The sequence below is a fragment of the Inhella sp. genome, assembly GCF_027532025.1.
In the GTDB taxonomy this organism is placed as follows: domain Bacteria; phylum Pseudomonadota; class Gammaproteobacteria; order Burkholderiales; family Burkholderiaceae_C; genus Inhella.
Map to the genome: position 1 here is coordinate 1 of NZ_JAPZSY010000082.1, position 19,948 is coordinate 19,948.

Annotated in this window: 17 protein-coding genes; 10 read left to right on the forward strand and 7 right to left on the reverse strand. The window is 68.4% G+C overall.

The window, feature by feature from the left end; translation table 11 throughout:
• Positions 1-130: 130 nt before the first annotated feature.
• Together O9335_RS11045 and O9335_RS11050 are read left to right on the forward strand one after the other, a co-directional pair.
• Positions 131-481, forward strand: coding sequence for a hypothetical protein (locus O9335_RS11045; RefSeq protein WP_298387897.1), 351 nt, complete (start codon positions 131-133; stop codon positions 479-481).
• Positions 482-1,144: 663 nt separating this feature from the next.
• Positions 1,145-3,592, forward strand: coding sequence for an alpha/beta fold hydrolase (locus O9335_RS11050; RefSeq protein WP_298387900.1), 2,448 nt, complete (start codon positions 1,145-1,147; stop codon positions 3,590-3,592).
• Positions 3,593-3,610: 18 nt separating this feature from the next.
• Here the strand turns inward: O9335_RS11050 and kefC are convergent, their stop codons facing one another.
• The 4 genes from kefC to O9335_RS11070 all read right to left on the reverse strand — a co-directional run bounded on the left by kefC (position 3,611) and on the right by O9335_RS11070 (position 8,668).
• A complete protein-coding gene (gene kefC, locus O9335_RS11055; RefSeq protein WP_298387902.1) occupies positions 3,611-5,455 on the reverse strand; it encodes a glutathione-regulated potassium-efflux system protein KefC in 1,845 nt (614 codons plus the stop codon).
• The gene (locus O9335_RS11060) at positions 5,455-6,069 is read right to left on the reverse strand and encodes an NAD(P)H-dependent oxidoreductase (protein ID WP_298387905.1); all 615 of its coding nucleotides are present in this window, start codon (positions 6,067-6,069) and stop codon (positions 5,455-5,457) included. Before O9335_RS11060 ends, kefC begins: the two co-directional genes overlap by 1 nt.
• Positions 6,070-6,146: 77 nt before the next feature.
• The gene (locus tag O9335_RS11065; RefSeq protein ID WP_298387909.1) at positions 6,147-7,403 is read right to left on the reverse strand and encodes a tetratricopeptide repeat protein; all 1,257 of its coding nucleotides are present in this window, start codon (positions 7,401-7,403) and stop codon (positions 6,147-6,149) included.
• 212 nt (positions 7,404-7,615) lie between these two features.
• Positions 7,616-8,668: a PEP-CTERM sorting domain-containing protein gene (locus O9335_RS11070; protein WP_298387912.1), complete on the reverse strand. Its 1,053-nt coding sequence runs from the start codon at positions 8,666-8,668 to the stop codon at positions 7,616-7,618.
• Between the two features lie 283 nt (positions 8,669-8,951).
• Here O9335_RS11070 and O9335_RS11075 point away from each other — a divergent pair, with 283 nt between their 5' ends.
• The 7 genes from O9335_RS11075 (at position 8,952) to O9335_RS11105 (ending at position 15,920) form a co-directional block, all read left to right on the forward strand.
• A complete protein-coding gene (locus O9335_RS11075) occupies positions 8,952-9,794 on the forward strand; it encodes an alpha/beta hydrolase (protein WP_298387914.1) in 843 nt (280 codons plus the stop codon).
• The gene (locus tag O9335_RS11080) at positions 9,791-11,248 is read left to right on the forward strand and encodes a M20/M25/M40 family metallo-hydrolase (protein ID WP_298387917.1); all 1,458 of its coding nucleotides are present in this window, start codon (positions 9,791-9,793) and stop codon (positions 11,246-11,248) included. Before O9335_RS11075 ends, O9335_RS11080 begins: the two co-directional genes overlap by 4 nt.
• A gap of 16 nt (positions 11,249-11,264) precedes the next feature.
• Positions 11,265-11,981, forward strand: a complete 717-nt coding sequence (locus tag O9335_RS11085) for an SDR family NAD(P)-dependent oxidoreductase (protein ID WP_298387920.1) — start codon at positions 11,265-11,267, stop codon at positions 11,979-11,981.
• A 126-nt stretch (positions 11,982-12,107) separates the two neighbouring features.
• A complete protein-coding gene (locus O9335_RS11090) occupies positions 12,108-12,953 on the forward strand; it encodes a MipA/OmpV family protein (protein ID WP_298387923.1) in 846 nt (281 codons plus the stop codon).
• Positions 12,954-13,005: 52 nt separating this feature from the next.
• A complete protein-coding gene (locus tag O9335_RS11095) occupies positions 13,006-13,707 on the forward strand; it encodes a response regulator transcription factor (RefSeq protein WP_298387925.1) in 702 nt (233 codons plus the stop codon).
• Positions 13,700-15,100, forward strand: a complete 1,401-nt coding sequence (locus tag O9335_RS11100; protein WP_298387928.1) for an ATP-binding protein — start codon at positions 13,700-13,702, stop codon at positions 15,098-15,100. Before O9335_RS11095 ends, O9335_RS11100 begins: the two co-directional genes overlap by 8 nt.
• 31 nt (positions 15,101-15,131) lie before the next feature.
• A complete protein-coding gene (locus O9335_RS11105; RefSeq protein ID WP_298387930.1) occupies positions 15,132-15,920 on the forward strand; it encodes a hypothetical protein in 789 nt (262 codons plus the stop codon).
• Between the two features lie 186 nt (positions 15,921-16,106).
• On the opposite strand, the gene O9335_RS11110 is transcribed toward O9335_RS11105, so the two are convergent.
• Positions 16,107-17,855 carry a CocE/NonD family hydrolase gene (locus tag O9335_RS11110; protein WP_298387933.1) on the reverse strand — a complete coding sequence of 583 codons (1,749 nt, stop codon included), beginning with the start codon at positions 17,853-17,855 and terminating at the stop codon, positions 16,107-16,109.
• 262 nt (positions 17,856-18,117) lie between these two features.
• On the reverse strand, positions 18,118-18,477 hold the full coding sequence (locus O9335_RS11115; RefSeq protein ID WP_298387936.1) for a hypothetical protein: 360 nt from the start codon (positions 18,475-18,477) through the stop codon (positions 18,118-18,120).
• Positions 18,478-18,706: 229 nt separating this feature from the next.
• Here O9335_RS11115 and O9335_RS11120 point away from each other — a divergent pair, with 229 nt between their 5' ends.
• Positions 18,707-19,489 carry a helix-turn-helix transcriptional regulator gene (locus tag O9335_RS11120; RefSeq protein ID WP_298387954.1) on the forward strand — a complete coding sequence of 261 codons (783 nt, stop codon included), beginning with the start codon at positions 18,707-18,709 and terminating at the stop codon, positions 19,487-19,489.
• A gap of 87 nt (positions 19,490-19,576) precedes the next feature.
• On the opposite strand, the gene O9335_RS11125 is transcribed toward O9335_RS11120, so the two are convergent.
• Positions 19,577-19,942: a response regulator gene (locus O9335_RS11125; protein WP_298387939.1), complete on the reverse strand. Its 366-nt coding sequence runs from the start codon at positions 19,940-19,942 to the stop codon at positions 19,577-19,579.
• Positions 19,943-19,948 lie beyond the last annotated feature (6 nt).

Genomic DNA, 19,948 nt, shown 5'->3' on the forward strand with positions numbered 1-19,948 from the left:
GGGGGCGACAAGCGTCGTTGCCGGCTCCTGACGTAGCCCGCCACGCGGCGTCGCCAGCGCCTAGCCTGTCGCCCCCGGGATCTCGGCGACGGCCTGGGCTTCTGCCGCGCAGACTCCTAGCAGCCAGCTTTTGCAGGTGCGCCTGTACCCGCTGAACGCCGAGGCCAACCAGGCCGGGGCGCTGCAGGCGGTGGTGATGGACGGCATGAACGGGCGCGGCAGCTTCACCCTGGCCTACCGCGGCCACAACCTCAGCGGCGAGGCCACACGCGTGGGCCCCGAGTACCCCGGCTTCGGCGCGTTGATCGGCGCGACCTTGGGCGAGCCCCAACGCCAGGTCAGCGGCCGCCGCGGCATCGCCAACGCTGCCGGCGCGGGGACCCACGCGCAGTGCGAGTACGTGCTGACGGCTCCCGGCCAAGGGGTCGGCGCTTGCCTGTTCTCGGACGGCGCGCGCTACCAGATGCACTTCGGGCAGTAAGTACCGCACCCCCCGCAGGCGCCGCTGGCCCAGGACGGCTATCGGCGACGCATTCCACTCACCACCTCCATGCAGGAAAACAATGTCGAAGGTGACCCTGCGATTCGCAGCCTTGGCCGCTTTGTCCTTCATCGTGCCGATGGCTTGGTACATGGTCAGTCGCGCCTGGTTCGACACGGGATCTGGGTTCCTGTACGCCCTCTTCTACCCAGACTCGGCTTTGGTGTTCTTGTGGCCGGTGGCCATCTTCGTTGCCGTTGGGCACTTTGTGACACCGAAGCCAAGGTCGCTTTGGGTGACGCTGATCGCTCTGCCTGTTGTTGGATTTCTTGGCTTGTGGCCTGGCATGGTCATTGGCTTATTGATCACTTGCTCTTGGATGAACAAGTGCCTCTAGTGCGAGGTGGGCAATGAGTGGCTGTCGCCAGAGCGTGCGACCACACCAGGCCCAAGAGCCTCAGGCGCCGTCTTTCTCCACCCAGCCTCCGGCCGCTGCGCTGCGCCTCGGCCCCACGCGCCCGCCCGCCGAAAACTTGTGTCACGGGCGGGCCGGTGCGGCCAACATGGAGACCGATGGGGTCGGCATGCCGTACGCGCAGGGCTGAATCGGGCGCGTGGATCTGAGCTCATCGTTCGATCCCCCCTTTTCAACGAGGTTTGACCATGCGCCTTGCTGCACTCGCGCTCTGGCCCGCGCTCACCGTTCCAGCGTTCTTGTCCGCTCAGCCGATGGCCCCCATGCCCTCGGTCACTGCCACCGCCGCTGCGGCCCATGCGGCCGCGGCGCCTTTGCCCCGTCGCGCTGGGACGCTGGGCATCCGGCTCGACCCCCAGGCAACCGACCGCGTGAAGGTCATCGAGGTCGTGCCGGGTGCCACGGCGGCGGCGGCGGGCGTGCAGCCCGGCGACACCGTGGTGGCCGTCGCCGGGCGGGCGGTCAAGGCGCCCGACACGCTGCGGTCGGCCCTGCGCGAGGTCCAGGCCGGACAGACGCTGCGGATCGACGTGTTGCGCCAAGGCGCGCCGGTGGCCCTGAAGGTGACGCTCTCGGACCGGCGCGAAGCGGTCGAGGGCAGCACCGTCAGCTACCGCAGCGTTGAGGCGCCCAAGGGCTATCGCTTGCGCAGCATCGTGACCGTGCCGAATCGCCCTCAGCGAGCGCAAGCGGGCCGCCACCCCGCCTTGCTGTACGTGCAGGGCATCACTTGCGACTCCATCGACCGCCCCGACCGTCCGGACGCCGCCGACACCCGCATCGTGCACACGATGGCCCGGCAGGGCTTTGTGACGCTGCGCGTGGACAAAGCAGGGCTTGGTGACAGCGAGGGGCCGCCTTGCCATGAGATCGGTTTTGCCGAGGAGCTGGACGGCTATCGCGCAGCGCTGAACGCGCTGGCGACGATGCCCGAGGTGGACCCGCGCCGGATCTATGTGTTCGGCCACTCGATGGGGGGGCTGATGGCTCCGTACCTGGCCCGAGACGGCCGCGTGCGCGGCAGCATGGTGTACGGCACGCTTGCGCGCACGTGGTTCGAGTACCAGCTGGAGAACGCGCGGCGGCAGTCGGCGCTGGCGGGCAAGTCGCCCGCCGAGGTCAGCGACGACGTGCTGGGGCAGGCCAAGGAGAGCTCGATGATCCTGGTCGACAAGAAGACGCTGGGTGACGTGTGGCGCCGCTGGCCGGAGCTGCGCCAAGAGCCGGATGGGCTGATGGTGGGCGAGAACCACATCGCCACGCGCAGCATGAAGTTCTTTCACGAACTGCAGGACCTGAACCTGGCGCGCGCTTGGCAGGAGTCGTCCGGCGCGGTGCTGGCCATCTACGGCGAGTACGACTGGGTCACGGCGCTGCAGGATCACCAGTTGATCGCCGACATCGTCAACGCACGCACCCCCGGCGCCGGCTCGGTGCTCACGCTGCCGCAGGTCGATCACGGCTTCACCCGCCACGCCTCGCTGCAAGACAGCTTCCGGGCGATGGGCCAGGGGACTTGGGAGGCCGAGCTGCCCCGCAGGATGCTGGCTTGGATCGACTCGGTCGAGGCGGCTGCTCCAGCCATCCCCGCTCAGGCCGCGGCGCCGGCGCGGGTGGCGGCCACGGCCGCGTGGCAAAAGCTTCCGACGGAGCCCTACCGCGGCAAGCAAGACGACGTCTTTTTCGTCAATGAGCGGGTCGGTTGGTATGGCAACGGCGACGGCAAGGTGTTCCGCAGCACCGACGGCGGCGACACCTGGAGCCGGGTGTGGGAGCAGAAGGGCACCTTCGTGCGCGCGATCGCCTTCGTCGACGAGAAGGTGGGCGTGCTCGGCAACGTCGGCACGGGCTACTTCCCGGGCGTGACCGACACCGTGCCGGTGTACCGGACCGAAGACGGCGGCGTCACGTGGACGCCGGTGACGGCCATCGAGGGCCCGCCGGTGGTCGGGCTGTGCGCGTTCGACATCGTGCAAGTGCCGTTCATCAACGCCGGCCGCCTGGACCACCGGCCGCGCATCGTCGGCGTCGGTCGGGTGGGCGGCCCGGCCGCCTTCATTTGGTCGGACGACCTGGGCAAGACCTGGAAGCAGGGCCAACTGCCGGCCCTTGGCGCGGCGGCCTTCGATGTGAAGTTTCTCGACGACCGGCGCGGCTTCATCGCCGCGGCGACGCACGCCGACGTGTCGCAGTCCAACGCACTGATCCTGGCCACGGACGATGGCGGCGCCAGCTGGCGCGAGGTCTACCGCTCGACGCGGCCGTTCGAACTGACGTGGAAGATGAGCTTCCCCACACCGCAGGTGGGCTACACCACGGTGCAGTCGTACAACCCCGACCGGACGGCCTCCGCGCGTGTGGTGGCCAAGACCACCGACGGGGGTCGCACGTGGTCGGAGGTCGCGCTGGCGGACGAGCACGCGGTGCGGCAGTTTGGCGTCGCCTTCCTCGACGCCAACACCGGCTGGGTGGGCGCCGTGCCGCACGGCTTCGCCACCGACGATGGCGGCAAAACCTGGCACAAGGCTGGTTTCGGCAACGCGGTCAACAAAATCCGGCTCGTGCGGTCGGCCGCTGGGGTGAGCGCCTACGCCATCGGGGTCGAGGTGCACCGGTTGCGGATGCCGGCGCCCTGACCCGGCGTCGACCAGCGCTCAGACGCCGTCTTTCTCCACCCAGCCCTTGGCGCCGCTGCGCTGGGCCTCGGCCGCCCGCTGTTCGGCCCACAGGGCTTCGAGCTGCTGCCGGCCTTGCTTGGACAGGGCGATGAGCTTTTGCTCGTCGCCCATGTGCGGCACCATGGCCTCCAGCTGTTCGACGTTGTGGGCGCGGAAGGCCTGGGCCTGCTGCCAGGCGCGGTGCGGCGTGAGGCCCATCTGTTCCAGGACGGTGCGGGCGCTGACCAAGGCGCTTTCGAAGGTTTCGCGTTCGACGTGCTGCACCCCGGCGCGCTTGAGCGCCGCGTAGTGCGTGACGTTGCGCGCGCGGGCCACCAGGGTCAGTTGCGGGAAGTGCTCGCGCGCCAAGCGCGCCAGGGCCTCGCTCTGCGCCACGTCGTCCAGCGCGATGACCAGCACGCGGGCGGTCTCGGCGCCGGCGTTGCGCAGCAGGTCCAGGCGCGTGGCGTCGCCGAAGTAGGCCTCCCAGCCGAACTTGCGCACGCTCTGCACCTGCTCGGGGTCGTGGTCCAGCACCGTGGCCTTCAGGCCCTGGGCCGACAGCATGCGACCAACGATTTGCCCGTAGCGGCCGAAGCCGGCGATGACCACCGGCGCGTGGTGCGGCTCGTTCAGTTCGGGCGCGTCGTGGGCTTTGGCCGGCGCGCAACCGCTCAGGCGCGGCAGCCACCAGCGGTCCACGACCAGCAGCAGCAAGGGCGTGAGCAGCATCGACAGCGCGATGGCCGCCAGCAGCACCGAGTTGGCCTGCGCGCTCAGCACGCCCGCGCCCAGGCCGGTTTGGGCGACCACGAAGCCAAACTCGCCCCCTTGGGCCAGCAGCAGCACGAAGAAAGGCCGGTCGCCCAGGGGCAGCTTCTGCGCCCGGGCCAGGGGCCACAACACCGCCGCCTTCAGCGCCACAAAGCCCAGCACCAGCGCCGCCACCAGCCCGGGCATGGCCGCCACCGTGGCGAGGTCGATGCTCATGCCCACGGCGATGAAGAACAGGCCCAGCAGCAGGCCCTTGAAGGGCTCGAGGTCGGTTTCCAGTTCGCGGCGGTACTCGCTGCCGGCCAACAGCACGCCGGCCAGGAAGGCGCCCAGGGCCATGGACAGGCCGGCGGCGCGCATCAGGAACGCACTGGCCACCACCAGCAGCAGCGCGGCGGCGGTGAACATCTCGCTGGAGCCGGTGCGTGCGATCCAGCGCAGCGCTGGCGTCAGCAACCAGCGCCCACCCAGCACCAGCGCGGCCACCATGGCCGCGGCCTTGCCCACCTGCCAGGCCCAGTGCCCGTCGCCGCCACCCGCGGGCGACACCGCCAGCAGCGGCACCAGCGCGAGGATGGGGATGGCCGCGATGTCTTGCAGCAGCATGACGGCCAGCACCTGCTGCCCGCCGGGGGTGGGCATCAGATTGCGCTCGGCCATCACCCCCAGGCCGATGGCGGTGGACGACATGGCCAGCGCCAACCCGCCCACCAGCGCCAGGCGCCAGTCCAGGCCCGCCGCCACGCCCACGGCCATCAGCAAGCCGGTGGACACCAACACCTGCAGCCCGCCGGTGCCGAAGATCGGACGGCGCATGGCCCACAGCCGGCGGGGCTCCAACTCCAGGCCCACCAAAAACAGCATGAGCACCACGCCGAACTCGGCCACGTGCAGCACCGATTGCGGATCGGCCACCAGGGCCAGGGCGCCCGGGCCGATGGCCACGCCGGCCACGAGGTAGCCCAGGATGGCGCCCAGCCCCAGGCGTTTGGCCAAGGGCACGGCCAACACGGCGGCGCTCAGGAACACGAGGGCCGCACTGAGCCAGTCGGACTCGGGGTGCGCCATCACAGACCCCCTTCCAGCGGTCGCTCACCCGCCACCTCGGCCGGCAGGGCCCAGGGCGTGTCGTCCAGTCCCTCGGGGTGGCGGCGCAAGCGGGCCAGCAGTTCGGCCACGTGAGCGTCCAGCGCGGCAGGGGCTGCTTGGTGGGCATGAAAGAACACCGAGGGCGGCAGCCAGCGCATGCGCGTCAGGGTCGCGGTTTGCCGGTAGGGCGGCAGGAAAGGCTCGAAGGGGTGAGCCTCGGCCGGCGCGCTAGGCATGGCGCGGTAGCTCTCTTCGGCGCCGCCGGCGCTGGCGCACAGCCACAGGTCCTTGCCCGCCAAGGCGGTGCCGCCCGGCCCGTACGCCCAGCCGTAGCCCAGCACGGTGTCCATCCATTGCTTCATCAACGCCGGCATGCCGTACCAATGCACCGGGTGCAGCCACACCACCAACTGGGCGGCGCTCAGCGCGGTGCGCTCGGCCTCGATGTCGATCCAGAAGTCCGGGTAGCGGGCGTACAGGTCGTGCACGACGAGCTGGGGTTCGGCCTCGAAGGCCGCTTGCACCCGACGCGTGACGCGCGAGTGCGCGAGGTCGGGGTGAGCCAGGATGACCAGGCAGGGCGTGGTTCGCATGCGCGGGAGTGTGCCTTCGGTCCCTGCGCCTGCGCGATGCGGGGCGCGCGTCACCACCGCGCTCAGGATGCCTCAGCTCATCGCTGGCGCGCCAGCAGTTGACGAGATTCTTCGGCGTAGGCGAACCGAGGGTTGATCTGCAGCGCTCTCTCCAACGCCGGCCGGGCTGCTGCGGGCTCGCCAGCGTCGACCAACATGCGACCCAACAGGTAGTGGGATTCCGCGACTTGGGCGCCGTTGCCAGCGACCACCTCCCGCTGGCGTTGGAGGGCGGCTTGGCGGTCGCCTCTTTGGAATTCCACCCAGGCCAGCGTGCCCTTCACCATGGGGTCTTGACCCCCCGGCAACGTGACGGCCAGCCGAGCCCAAGCCAAGCCAAGGTCCGAGACGCCGAGCGCGCGATCGCTGGCCAGCCAAGCGGCGTTGTTCAGGGCTTGCAGGTGGCGACCGTCGATGGCCAAGACGGCCTGGTAGGCCTGCAGCGCTTCGCGCGGCTTGCTTTGGGCTTGCAAGGCCAAGGCGAGCCCCAGGTTGGCGGCCAGCAGTCTAGGTTGGTCGCTCACCAAGCGCCGGAGGGCTTCCACCGCTTCTGCGCCTTGGCCACGGGCCAGCAGCAACTCCGCCCGCTCCAGGCGAGCTGGCGCGAACTGGGGAGCGAGCTTGGAGGCGTCTTCGTACTGGGCCAGTGCCTCACCGATTTGGCCGTTGGCGGCGAGTGCCCGCGCCAGGCCTGCGAGTGCCATCGGGTTCCCGGGGCTGTGCTCGACGGCGCGACGCATGCTGGCCAGGGCATCTTGGGCCTTGCCCAAACTGAGTTGGGCTGTGCCCAGCGCGTACCACGTGCCCCCGCGTTGGGGGTCGATGGCGAGGGATTGGTCGTAGAGCTTGGCTGCTTGCGCCGGTCGCTGCCGGACGTTGAACTCGAAGTCGCCGAGTTGGGTCAAGACGGCAGCGTCTTGGGGGTTGACGGTCCAGGCCTCGCGCCAGGCGGCCTCGGCGGCATCGAACCGTTGGTTCGCGTAATGCCAACTGGCCCAAGCATTGAGCACGGCGACCGACTTGGGGGCCCGCTTGCGAGCCTGAACCAACGCAGGCTCGATCTGCTGCGCTTGACCGCTGACCCGGGCCATCTCCGCCAGCCCGATCCAGGGTGCGGGCGACTGTGGGTCGGCACTGGCCGCTGCCTTGAAAGCCGCTTCCGCCTTGGCGAAGTCGCGCCGCTGCATCGCCGAAAGGCCAGCGGCGAGTTGCCGCTCGGCGACGGGCTGCGTGGCTGGGGCCGCAACCGAAGGTTGAACCACGGGCCCGGCCATTGCGGCTGCGCTGTAGATCATCAGTGCGGTCAGCCAGGCGGACCGCGCCGGACGGGGGGGTCGTTGAAGCGGGCGAATCATGGTGTCGTGGGCGGAAAGAGCCCGAAGGTGACTGAGGACGCAGGAGCGATTCAGCCACAAAAGAGAACCCCCACGCCAGACGGTTCGGCGCAGGGGTGTGGTGCTGCTCGGCACCCGCACGCCCCGCGGGGCGATGCGAGCGCTCAGCCCGGTCAGGCCTGGGTCTTGCGGCGGCGCGAGGCCCAGCTGCCACCCGCCAGGGCCAACCCCAGCAGGGCCAGGATGCCAGGCTCGGAGGCGGGCGTCGGGTCCGGATCGACGAATCGGCCATCGACAGCACCAAAGCCGAAGATGAACCAATCCGGGCCGCCGTCCGTGGCGGAGCAGGCGTCAGCGCCAACAACGCCACTGCCGCAGGTGCCGTACGAGTACAGGCCGATGTCCACATCGCTGGCATCGCCGTCCACCAACGAACGCGCAGCGTCGGCCAAGGCCTTGGTTGGCGCCACGCCGTAGTAGGTGTTGAAGATGCGGCTGGCGCCATTGGCCAGGGCTTCGAACTCGAAGTCGAACAGGGCGCCGATGTCGCCAGTGGCGTTCACGAAGTTTGTGTTGAGCAGGCCGAACGACGAGAACGAGAACGGGTTGCCGTCGTTGAAGCCGTTGTTGTCCGTGCGGTAGATGTTGGATCCGTTGGCCAAACCCATCGCGGCAGGAACGCCTTGGATGGACACCATTTCGTAGCCCGGCGTCGGAATGTCCCAGTCCATCACGCGACGGTAGACGAGGTCGCCAGCGGCCAGGTCGGCGCCGGTGTTGTTCTTGATCGTGACCGTCACTTCGTAGAGGTAAGGCGTGCCTGCGATGGGGTGGTAGTCGTGCGTGACGCGCAAGCCGCCCGCCATGTCCACCACGGAAACCGCGGTGCTCGCGGTGGACGTGAAGCTCACCAGCGACAGGTTCTGAACGCCCCCCACCGAGTTGTTCGAAGCACCGAATGCGCCCGTGCTGCGCAAGCCCACGCCCCAGCCTTCGCACTGGCAGCCCGGCGACGTCGAGTCGGAATTGGTGCGCACCGAACGCAGGCCCACAACGGAGGTTCCGTCACCGGTCGACGCGGTGCCGCCGTTGACGTTCAGCGCGCCGAACTGGCCGACGCCCAATTGCACTTGCGAGTTTTGGATGATGGCTTGGGCAAAAGCGGCACCTTGGCCAATCAGCGTGGCGGCGGCAGCGGCCGCCAAGCGCAGAGCAAATCGATTCATGGATCACAAACAAAGAGTAGAGACGGTCTCCAGGCGCAATAGGCGTGCCAGAACCACCCCCCTAGAACGACAAAGGTCTTGTTGATCAAAGGCTTGAGGCTCTGACCTGGGGTGCGCCAGTTGTGTGCAGATGTGTCAGACGCTTGCTTTGTCAAAGCGACCGACACGCGGCCGCGGTCGAGCTTCGGTCCTTGGAGGGCATGACTCGGTCCGTGTGCGCCAGAAGCGACACCCCGCGCGTTTCGCGTTACGCGGCGGTACGGCCCGGTCCTAGACTGATCGCATGGCCGCTTTGCAACGCCCCGACGTCGTCCTGCCCATCGAGCATTGGCCCGCGCAGGGGATCCCGCGAGCGCGGGTGCTCGTCGTTCACGGCTTGGGCGAGCATCCCGGGCGGTACGAGGCCCTGGCGGCGCAGCTCGTGCGTTGGGGTCTGGACGTGCGTGCGCTGCACCTGCGCGGCCATGGTCGGGCCAGCGGATCGCGGGGTGACGCACCGTCGGCCACGGCCATGCTGGAGGATGTGGCCGCCGCCATCGACGCGGTGCGCGAGCCGGGCCGCCCGTTCGTCTTGCTGGGGCACAGCTTGGGCGGCTTGCTGGCGGCCCGTGTGGTGGCGGGGGCCCTGCGTGGCGAGCCCTTTGGGCGCGAGCCCGACTGGCTGGTGCTCAGCTCGCCCGCGCTGGACCCTGGCATGCGCTGGCACCAGCATCTGCTGCTGGCGGTGGGGCGTCGCTTCCTGCCGCACATGGGGGCCAGCAATGGCCTCAAGCCCGCGTGGATCAGCCGAGATCCCGCCGTGGTCAAGCTCTACCAGCAGGACCCGATGGTGCACGGCCGCGTCACGCCCACGGTGGCGCAGATGGTGGTGGAGGGCGGTGAGGTGGTGCAGGCCGAGGCGCCGCGCTGGCGCGTGCCCACCTTGCTGCTTTGGGCCGGCGCCGACCGCTGCGTCGCACCCCGGGGCAGCCAGGCCTTTGCCGATGCTGCACCGCCCGCCTGGGTGCAGGCTCGCCGCTTCGACCATCTGGCCCACGAGATCTTCAACGAGCCCGAGCGCGCGGAGGTTTTGGCCGTGCTCAAGACGGCGCTCGACCACCGCTTTCCGGAACCCACCGCACGATGAACCCCAACCTTGCCAGCACCTGCCACCGCATGTGGGACGAGCACATCGTCCCCGCGCTGCAGGACTACATCGCCATTCCCGCCAAGAGCCCGATGTTCGACAAAGACTGGGCCGCCAACGGCCACATCGAACGCGTGGTGCGCGATGCCGCGGCCTGGGTGGAGCGCCAGCGTGGCGCGCATGGCCCTGGCGTGTTGCAAGGCTTGACGCTGGAGGTGGTGCGCATGCCCGAGCGCACGCCCGTCATCCTGTTCGAGCTGCCCGCCACCAAGGCTGGCAGCACCGACACCGTGCTGCTCTACGGCCACCTGGACAAGCAGCCCGAGTTCAGCGGCTGGCGCAACGACCTGGGCCCTTGGACGCCCAAGATCGTCGACGGCAAGCTCTACGGCCGCGGCGGCGCCGACGACGGCTACGCCATCTACGCCAGCCTCACGGCGCTGATCGCGCTGGACAAAGAAGGCCTGCCGCGCCCGCGCTGCGTGGGCCTGATCGAGACCTGCGAAGAGTCCGGCAGCTACGACCTGCCGGCCTACCTCGACGTGCTGCGCCCGCGATTCGGCAACGTCAGCCTGGTGGTGTGCCTGGACAGCGGCGCCGGCGACTACAACCAGCTGTGGCTGACCACCTCCCTGCGCGGCAACGTGACCGGCACGCTGAAGGTGGAGGTGCTGGCCGAGGGGGTGCACAGCGGCGACGCCAGCGGCATCGTGCCCTCGAGCTTCCGCATCATGCGGCAGCTGATGGACCGCCTGGAGGACGCCAAAACCGGCGCGCTGCTGCCCGAGGACTTCCACTGCCCCATCCCCGAAGCGCGCATCCAGCAAGCCCGCGACACCGCCGCCGTGCTGGGCGACGCCGTCTACAAGCGCTTGCCCTGGGCCTGCGGGGCCGACGGTGGCGCCGTGCTGCCCATGAGCGAGGACCCGGCCCAGGTGCTGATCAACGGCACCTGGAAGCCCACCCTGAGCGTGACCGGCGTGGACGGCATGCCGCCCCTGAGCAACGCCGGCAACGTGCTGCGTCCCTACACCGCCTTCAAGCTGAGCTTGCGCCTGCCTCCGCTGGTGGATGGCAACGCCGCCGCGCTGAAGCTCAAGGCGCTGCTGGAAGACAACGCGCCCTACAACGCCAAGGTCACCTTCGAGCCCGACGGCCGCATGGGCGCCTACGGGGCCAGCGGCTGGAACACGCCCGACTTGCAGCCCTGGCTGCTCACGGCGCTGGACGACGCCAGCCGCGCCCAGTTCGGCGCGCCCGTGGGCTTTGTGGGCCAGGGCGGCACCATCCCGCTGATGAACCTGTTGCAGCAGGGCTTCCCCAGCGCGCAAATGATGGTCTGCGGCGTGCTGGGCCCCAAGAGCAATGCGCACGGCCCGAATGAGTTTTTGCACATCGACTACGGCAAGCGCCTCACGGCCAGCGTGGCGCAGGTCATCGCTGCCCATCCATGATGCGAAAGGCCGCGCCATGAAGCTCGCCATCGTTACGGGCCACTCGCGCGGTCTGGGTCATGCCCTGGCCCGGCAACTGCACGCCGAGGGGTGGCAGGTGTTGGGTCTGGCTCGTCGCCGTGCCACCGACCTGCCGCCCGCCATCGAGCAATGGGAAGCCGATTTGGCCGATCCTGTGCCGGTGGCCGGGCGTCTCCAGGCTTGGCTGGCGCCCCAGCGGCCTGAGCAGGCCCTGCTGATCAACAACGCTGCGCTCATCACCGAGCCCGGCCCCGTGGACCGCGTGCCGCTGGCGGCTTTGTCCTCCTCGGTGCGTGTGGGGCTGGAGGCGGTGCTGCTGCTGTCGGCGGCCTTTTTGGCGGCGCTGCGGGACGTGCCGGACAAGCGCATCGTCAACGTGTCGTCCGGGCTGGGCCGCCGCGCCATGGCGGCCACCGCGCCCTACTGCGCGGTCAAGGCGGGCATGGACCACCTGAGCCGAGCCATGGCCCTGGACGAAGCTCGGCGGCCGCATCCGGCGCGCATCGTCTCGCTGGCCCCGGGCATCATCGACACCGACATGCAGGGCCAGCTGCGCGCTGCCGACCCAGGCCAGTTCCCGGACCGCGAGGTGTTCGCCCAGTTCAAAGCCACCGGCGCGCTGGACAGCCCCGAGGCGGTGGCGGCCAAGGTGCTGGCGTTTGCCGCGCGGCCGGATTTCGGCGTCGAGCCGGTGGGCGACGTGCGGACTTGACGGTCACGGAATCGGGAGTGAGGCCGGGTTGTGGCCGGAAAGTTGCTGGTAAGTCGTGTGGATCGAGGATTCAGGCCATGGCGCCAAACGGGCCATGCCAGAGCGCAAACAGCCAAGGAATTCAACATGCACATCTTTTCTCTCGCATCTCAGTCCAGCACGCGTGCTGCCTCCTTCCGCAACCTGCTGAGCGTCAGGCCGCTGCTCGGTTTGGTCGCTGCTTCGATGGTCTTGGCGAGCGGCGTTTGCCGAGCGCAAGATTCTTCGTCTGGAGGCGATCGGACCCGTTACAGCATCGGGGCGGCGGTGTTGCTGGACAAGGACGGCTACCGTGGCGTTGGGACCGAGACCCTGGTGGTGCCTGGCTTGGCCATCCAGAACAAGTGGGTGAATCTCTATGGGCCGCAGCTCGACCTGCGCTTGGTCGGCGATGACAAACGCTCTTGGTGGATCGGTCCCCGGATCGAGTACCGTTTCGATGGTTATGAGAAGTCCGACAGCGTCTTCTTCAGTGGCATGGCCGACCGCAAAGGCGGCTTGTTCTACGGCTTGGCTGGCAGTGTCGAACTGGGCAATGACTTCGAGTTGGAGGCCGACTACGTGACCGCATCGAGCAAGGATGCCGGTTTCAGCCGGGGTGCCGTGGCCTCGGTGGCCTTGAGCCGGAGCTACCAGCGCGGGGCGTGGACCATCGTGCCTCGCATTGGCTTGGAGTTCCAGAGCAGCCGCTACGTGGACTACTACTACGGCGTTCGCCCTGGGGAAGCCACGGTGGCTCGGCCGGCGTATGCGGGCAAGAGCACCTGGAGCCCTGAGTTGGGACTGCTGGTGCGCTACCGTGCCACGCCGCGCCAGTTTGTCTTCGCGAACGTCAACTACGAACGGTATGCCGATCAGATTCGCAAGAGCCCGCTCATCAAGTCCAGCGGCATCCCGCAAGTCGTGCTGGGCTACCAGTATGTTCTGAACTGAACCGGGCAAGCCTTTCCATGACCCGCCCCAGCGCTGACGTCCTCTGGCGACCATGAATCGCATCCTCTTGGTCGAGGACCACGTGGCGATGCGCGAACTCGTGGTCCTCGAGTTGCAGCATGCGGGCATCGCCGCAGACGCTGTGGGGCGCGTCAGCGAGGCCGAGGTGTGTTTGGCCCAGGTGCGTTACGCCGCGCTGGTGCTCGACCGTGGTTTGCCCGAGGGCGACGCATTGCCTTGGCTGCAGCGCCTGCGGGCCCGGCGGGTGCTTGTTCCCTGCCTGCTCCTGACGGCCCGAGACGCTCTGCACGATCGCGTCGATGGGCTGGAGGCTGGGGCCGATGATTACTTGGCCAAGCCCTTCGAGCGGGATGAACTCGTCGCCCGTGTGCGAGCGCTGCTGCGGCGGCAGAGCGCCTGGGTGGCCAGCGCGCCGCAGTGGGGCGGGCTGGTGGTCGACCCCATCGCCTCGAGGCTCAGCCATGGGCGCTCGAGCGTGAATTTGGCGCCCAGCGAATTGCAGCTGATGGTCGCGCTGGTGCGGGCTGAGGGCCAAGTGGTGCGCCGCGCCGCGTTGGAGGCGGCGGCCTGGGGGCTGACGGAGCCAGTGACCCCCAACGCGCTGGATGTGGCCCTCCATCGGCTGCGGCGAAAGCTGGACCTGGTGGGCAGCCCGGTGCGGCTGCTGAACACCAAGGGGGTGGGCTACTCGCTGGGGGCATCGGTCGAGCCCCAGGGTGACGCCGGTGCTTGAGCCGAACCGCTGGGCGGGGAGCGGCCGGGCCGCCGCAGCCGGCCGCACGCCGAGCTTGGCGGTGCGTCTGGCCTTGGGCTTTGCTTTGGCGTTTGCCTCCACGGCGCTGCTGGTGGTGGGTGTGCAGACTTTGCTGGCCGAGCGCTTCGGTCACCTGGTCACCCGCATGAGCATGGAAGGCCAGACCGAAGACATCTTTGACGCCTTCGTTCTCAACGGCGAGCGGCAGGTGGTGGGGGTGCAGCTCACCGCCGACGAGTCACTGGGTTTCGATGACTTCTTCGTCAACCTGAAGTTCCGCGTGCTGGACGACTCGGGGCAGGTGGTGGCCAGCAGCGAGGCAGACCGTCGCTCGTTGCTCCCTGCTCGTGGCGTGGCCGAGCAGCCCGGTTTCTTTGGCGTGGTGCCCATCGACGGGCGCGATTTCTTTGTCGGCGCTTGGCAACGGGAAGTTCATGGACGGGCGTATGTGTTGCAACTGGCGCGCAGCGACCGTTTCGAGTTGCTGGCCCGTCAGGCCGTCACGCCGGCCATCACCGAAACGGTGGCGCTGCTGGGCACGATGTCGGCCTTGATTTTTGCGTTGGCCGGCGCGTTGGCCGTTCGGTCGGTGTTGCGCCCCATCCGGGCCGCCGAGGTGGCCGCGCGCGGCGTGGGCGGTCGCAACCTGGCGGCACGCTTGCCCACCGACCGAATGCCCTCCGAAATCCGGCCCCTGGTTCAAGCTTTCAACAGCGTGCTGGATCGCCTGGAGCGCTCATTCCAAGAGCAGGAGCGTTTCATTGCCAACGCGGCACACGAACTCAAGACGCCGCTGGCCATGGCGCGTGCCCGGCTCGAAGCGGGACTGAGAAGCGAAGACGACCGCACCAGGGTGCTGCAAGAACTGGACACCATGGGTCGGCAGGTGCAGCAACTGCTGCAATTGGCTCAGGTGGCCGATCCGCAGGCCATGCGCCGCAGCGCCGTCCAGCCTCTGGAGGTCGCGAGGGAGGTTCTCGACCACCTGGCCTTCAAAGCGCACCGCGCCGACATCACCCTGCACCTGGAGGAACCCGAGGGTGCGGTGCAGATCGAGGCCGATGCGGGCGCCATGTTCGTGTTGCTGAAGAACCTGGTCGAAAACGCCATCGACTTTTCGCCGGCGGGATCGGTGGTCGAGGTTCGGCTGAGCAGCGCCGGGATCAGCGTCGACGACTGCGGGCCAGGCGTGCCTGTCGAGCATCGGCTGCAGATCTTTGAGCGGTTTTGGCGGGCGCCGGGTCAGACGCGAACGGGTTCTGGCCTGGGGCTGGCACTCGTCCAAGAGATCGCCCAGGCCCATGGCTGGGCTGTCAGTTGCGGGCCGGCCAGCGGAGGCGGTGCGTCGTTTTCGGTTCGATGGTCTGCATGAGCAACGGCGTTGGAAATCGAGGCGCCGGCGCATGAAGTCCAGTCGGGGTTGGCTGCTGCTGTCGCGCCAGCCCCGAGCCCCATTGTTCTGGGCCGGCGTGGTCTTGCTCGCCTTGGCTCCATGGCTGGCTGCCCTGGCCGGTTGGGATGAGCGCGCTGTCTTCGGTCGATCTCCCTGGGACAAGCCCCTGCGCTTCGCACTGTCCCTCGGCGTTTACGCCATCACCATGGCATGGGCAGCCCAGTGGCTGAGCGTTCGAACGCGGATCCCAGGCTGGCGGGTGGCATCGCATGCGGTGTTGGGTGCCCTGGTCTTCGAGATGGGCTGGATCCTGGTGCAGGCGGCACGCGGTGTGGACTCGCACTTCAACGAGCGAACGGCGTTGGAGGAGTGGATGTTCGGCCTGATGGGCGTCGGGGCAGCGCTCTTGAGCTTGGCCGTCCTGTGGCTGGGGCTGGTCGCGTCTTGGCTGGTGCTGAAGGCCAACCTGCCGGGCGAGCGCCTGATGGCGCTGGGGCTCGCACTGGGCTTCGTCGGGACGGGGCTGCTGTTGCCGTGGACGGGGGAAGCCCTGGTCGATGTCGGTCGGTCGCAGTCGGCGTTCGAGTCCGCGGTCGTATTGCCCCTGCTGGGGTGGCGACTGGACGGCAGCGACCCCCGGCCCGCCCACTTCGTCGCGGCCCATGGAATGCAGTTGTTGCCCGCGGTCGCCATGATCCTGACCCGATGGCAGCTTGGCTGGCGCCAGCGTGTCGCTGAAGGGATCCTGGTCGTGCTGGCGGTCGGCGGCGCCGTGCTCACCCTGTGGTTGATGCCCTGAGAGGGTGAGCGCTGGGCCGGTCCGAGCATGGTCAGGCTTCTCGGGCCAGTGGCACGGGTGCGCGCTCCGGCTGCCGGCGATGGTGGCCTGTGGGCTGGGGCGCGACGAGGCGGCTGTGCCGCCTCGCACCTTGGGGCGGGCCGCTGCACCGCCCGCCTTGGCCTGAGGGGGCCCGTGGCAAGGGGCTCAGCCCGGAGCCATGGGCAGTTGCAGCTTGGCGCTGCCCAGCCGCACGGTGCCCGCCAGTGGGGGCAGCGTGGAGCGGTACGCTGGCAAAGACGCTCCGGTCACCACCAGCCCGGGTGCGCTGCCGGCGTCGAAGGCGTAGGCCAACGGCGCAAAGCTCACCCGCTGTGTGCCTGCACCCTTCAGTGCGACCACCGATTCGCGCAGCAGACGCACTTCACCGTCGGGTCGGCGGTCGACCAGCTTGACCACGATGTCGCCCGCCCCGGCCTGCAGCACGGTCAGTTCCGCTTCGGCGGCGCCCAGCAGCAAACTGCGCGCGGGCAGGGTGGTGCCTGGCAGTTCCACCGCGTCATCGCGCTCCAACAGGGGGCGCTGATCCAGCATGCCGGAGCTGACCGTCAGGTGGCTGCCACCCAAGGTGGGAGCCGGCGCTGCGGGGTTGAGGGTCAGGGCACGCGACGGTGCCAGCAACGCTGAGGCTGCCAACGCCGTTCCTGCCGGCGGCCACACGGACGAACTGCGCAGTGGGCCCTCGGGCTGGCCTGCCAAGACGTACTGAACGGTCGGCCAGTCGCGTGCGCCGTTGGCTTCGCCCTTGAGCCAGTGGTCGAACCAAGCGAACATGGGTCGCGACGGCCACAACTCGGGGTCATCGACGTCGTAATGCGTGCCGTCCAGCACGATCAGTTTTTGATCGCCCCGCGTGCCTTGCAGCCGACCGAAGGCCTTGAAGGCGCTGGCTTGGAAGAAGTCGTGCCACAGCGACACGTGCAGCACCGGCGCACGGATGCGGTCGGTCACGTCCAGCGCGGCCAACGCACTGGGGTTGCGCCCGGTGGCCAGGAATTCTGCCCAGCGCGGATACAGCTGGCTGACGATCGGAAAGTCCGGCGTGATGGGGCGTGTCCACCAGTTCGACTGCGATGGGTCACCCGCTTCGACGGCGCCGAACATCTCCTGCAGCGCATCGCCGGCTTGGCCCTTCAGCGCCTCGACCTGCGCGGATGTCAGGCCCAGCTTGGCGTCGTGGTCTTTGCTGTTTTCGGGGGCCTGGTTCAGCACGAATGGCAGCAGCGCTTCCCACTTGACGCGCCCCTCGGGGAAGATCACGCCGCCGAGGAAGTCGGGGGAGGTGGCCTGTGCGTACACGGCCTTGATCGACGGCCGCCCAGAGGCGGCCGCTTGCAGCGAAGCCACGCCGCTGGCGGAGTCGCCAAAGATGCCGATGCGCCCGTTGGACCAAGGTTGCCCCTCGACCCAACGGATCAGCGCGTCACCATCGGCCAGTTCCTCCTTGAGGAACAGGCCGAAGACCCCGTCGGACCGGTGGCGACCGCGGACGACTTGCACCACCAGCGCGTAGCCACGATCGGTGGCCTCGGTCCAGCCCACGTCCTCCGCGCGGGCTTCGATCTCCGCATTGGCATGGTCTTCGGGATAACCGCTGACCGGCGTGATGGGCAGCTCGTAGGGTGTCCGCATGACCAAGGTCGGGAACGGCCCGACGCCCTGTGCGGGAAGGTACACATAGGTGGCCAGTTTCGTTCCATCTGCGCCGGGCACAGCGACCTCGACGACTCGGTGACCAGCCACTGCCTTGCGGAAGTCGCTCAAGGCGACCACGGGCGTGACCGGAGCAACGGGGTCGGCCTTGTCACCACCGCCTCCGCAGGCGGTCAAGAGTGCTGTCAGGAACAGCAGAAGAACGTTCAAGACCTTGATCGGTCGATGCATGGAAAACAGCATGAGGGACTCCAGGGAGTTGCGCCCGAGCCAGCAGGTTCTCGGGGTGTGGCGGGAAGGCGGATCGAACGTCAGGGCGCCTCAGGAGGTCGCCCTGACACGGCGCCTGGCCCGCACTGTCACGGCCGAGGACTTACCGCCGCCTTTCCGCTTGAACCGATGAATCCAGCCCTGTACGCGCCGGCGGGTCCTGCGTTCGGGCTGGAGGTTGGATGCCCTGCGCTGGCGACTCTGTCGCGGCACCAACGGCTGGTTTCGCTGCGCTTCAGCGTGCCCGGAACAGGGATCGCGTCGCGAGCAGGGGCACGGCGTAGGCCAGGGCAAACACGGTGTTGAGCACGGCGTTGGGCCACAACCCGGTGGCGATGGACACCGCCGTGTCTGGCACGTACCAGCCGACCTGGGAGATCGCCAGCACGTTCCACCCCAGTCGATCTCCTCGCCGGAATGGCCCCTGCACGACCAGCCAGAGGGCCAAGCCCCAACCCACCATCAAGGACCCCATCACGGCATGGCTGAGCCTGAGGTAGGGCTGAACCTCGGGTCCGAAACCAGCCACGGCGCCGGCTTCGCCATAAAGGATGAGGCCGAAACCTTGGCGGGTGATTTCAGGCAGCAACGCCATCGCGAGTCCAAACAGGATGGTGGCCCCAACCGCAGCTTGAAGCCATCGCAGCCAGAGGGTGGGGACTGTCAGCGAAGTGGTGGCGTCGGGAGCAGGCATGGCGTCATGGGACGGTGGATGGTGCCCGCATGATGGTCGGCTCGAACCCGGCACGCAATGACCTCGGAGGTCAAGTGGCTGCCGTTAACCGCCCCTACCATGGGCCATGGTCAGACCTCCTTTTGCGGAAATGCTTCGGCAGTGGAGGCGCCGCCGAAACCTCAGTCAGTTGGATCTGTCCCTGGCCTCGGGGGTGTCAACGCGCCACATCAGCTGCTTGGAAACCGGGCGTGCCAAGCCCAGTCGGGAGATGGTCATCCAACTGGCCGATGGTTTGGCCGTGCCCCTGCGGAGCCGCAACCCGATGCTCGAAGCGGCGGGCTTCGCACCGATGCATCGCCAGCGTGAATGGAGCGATCCCGAGTTGCGCAGCGCGCTGCTCGCGGTGCGTACCTTGCTGGAGGCGCACAGCCCCCACCCGGCGTTCGCCTTGGATCGCCTCTACAACGTGATCGAGGCCAACCGCGCCGCCACCGTCTTCCTGCGGCACATGCTGCCCTTGTGGGAGTTTGCGCCCCTGAATGTCGTGCGTGCCACGCTGCACCCGCAAGGGCTCGCCCCGCACATCGGCAACTGGGCGGCTTGGCGAGCCCATGTTTTGTTGCGCTTGGACCAGCAGGTTCAAGCCACGGGGGATGCTGAGTTGGCGGCATTGCGCCACGAGGTGGGCGCCTACCCGGTGGCCGAGGCACCCTCGCCGCCGCCGTGTCCGGCGGCCCCACCCGGATGGATCTTGCCCCTGGAGATCCGAGTGGGGGCCGATGTCTTGCGCTTCATCACCACGCAGACCGTGTTGGGCAGCCCGCATGACATCGTGTTGCAGGAACTGACCATCGAGACCCTGTTGGCCGCGGATGAGGCCACAGGGCGCTGGCTGCGCAACATGGCTTCAGGGTCACGGGTCGCGCCCTGAGCCGGTGGCTTGCGGTGATGCTGGACCCCCCAAGGAGTCTGCTTGGCAGAGCCCGGGCGCCGAGGCCAAGAGCGCAGCGGGCTGGCTTCAGCGTTTGGCGGTTTTCAGCGCGCTGAGCACCTTCTCCGGCGTGAAGGGCTTGACGATGAAGCTGTTCACGCCGAGGCGCATGCACTCGCGCACGTTGTCAAGGGTCGATGAGGCGCTGAGCATGACGACGTGCACCTTGGGCAGTCCCTCCCGGATGCTGGCCAGGGCCTCAAAGCCATTGAGTTTGGGCATGTTGATGTCGAGGAACAAGACATCCGGCTGGATCTGCAGGCAGAGCTGGATGACGTCGGCGCCGTTGTCGGCCTGCCCGACGACGTCGCACCCGCCTTCGAGCAGGATGGTGCTCAAGATGGAACGGGTGATCCGGTCGTCGTCGGCGATCACGGTGCGCAAAGCTGGCATGGGGGC

What these genes read in the sequence shown, in the direction of transcription:
- O9335_RS11070 (WP_298387912.1), bottom strand. Translation starts at nt 8,668, where the DNA reads ATGAATCGATTTGCTCTGCGCTTGGCGGCCGCTGCCGCCGCCACGCTG.
- O9335_RS11075 (WP_298387914.1), top strand. Translation starts at nt 8,952, where the DNA reads ATGGCCGCTTTGCAACGCCCCGACGTCGTCCTGCCCATCGAGCATTGG.
- O9335_RS11105 (WP_298387930.1), top strand. Translation starts at nt 15,132, where the DNA reads ATGAAGTCCAGTCGGGGTTGGCTGCTGCTGTCGCGCCAGCCCCGAGCC.
- O9335_RS11120 (WP_298387954.1), top strand. Translation starts at nt 18,707, where the DNA reads ATGCTTCGGCAGTGGAGGCGCCGCCGAAACCTCAGTCAGTTGGATCTG.
- O9335_RS11095 (WP_298387925.1), top strand. Translation starts at nt 13,006, where the DNA reads ATGAATCGCATCCTCTTGGTCGAGGACCACGTGGCGATGCGCGAACTC.
- O9335_RS11115 (WP_298387936.1), bottom strand. Translation starts at nt 18,477, where the DNA reads ATGGCGTTGCTGCCTGAAATCACCCGCCAAGGTTTCGGCCTCATCCTT.
- kefC (WP_298387902.1), bottom strand. Translation starts at nt 5,455, where the DNA reads ATGGCGCACCCCGAGTCCGACTGGCTCAGTGCGGCCCTCGTGTTCCTG.
- O9335_RS11060 (WP_298387905.1), bottom strand. Translation starts at nt 6,069, where the DNA reads ATGCGAACCACGCCCTGCCTGGTCATCCTGGCTCACCCCGACCTCGCG.
- O9335_RS11110 (WP_298387933.1), bottom strand. Translation starts at nt 17,855, where the DNA reads ATGCTGTTTTCCATGCATCGACCGATCAAGGTCTTGAACGTTCTTCTG.
- O9335_RS11065 (WP_298387909.1), bottom strand. Translation starts at nt 7,403, where the DNA reads ATGATCTACAGCGCAGCCGCAATGGCCGGGCCCGTGGTTCAACCTTCG.
- O9335_RS11050 (WP_298387900.1), top strand. Translation starts at nt 1,145, where the DNA reads ATGCGCCTTGCTGCACTCGCGCTCTGGCCCGCGCTCACCGTTCCAGCG.
- O9335_RS11085 (WP_298387920.1), top strand. Translation starts at nt 11,265, where the DNA reads ATGAAGCTCGCCATCGTTACGGGCCACTCGCGCGGTCTGGGTCATGCC.
- O9335_RS11090 (WP_298387923.1), top strand. Translation starts at nt 12,108, where the DNA reads ATGCACATCTTTTCTCTCGCATCTCAGTCCAGCACGCGTGCTGCCTCC.
- O9335_RS11125 (WP_298387939.1), bottom strand. Translation starts at nt 19,942, where the DNA reads ATGCCAGCTTTGCGCACCGTGATCGCCGACGACGACCGGATCACCCGT.
- O9335_RS11080 (WP_298387917.1), top strand. Translation starts at nt 9,791, where the DNA reads ATGAACCCCAACCTTGCCAGCACCTGCCACCGCATGTGGGACGAGCAC.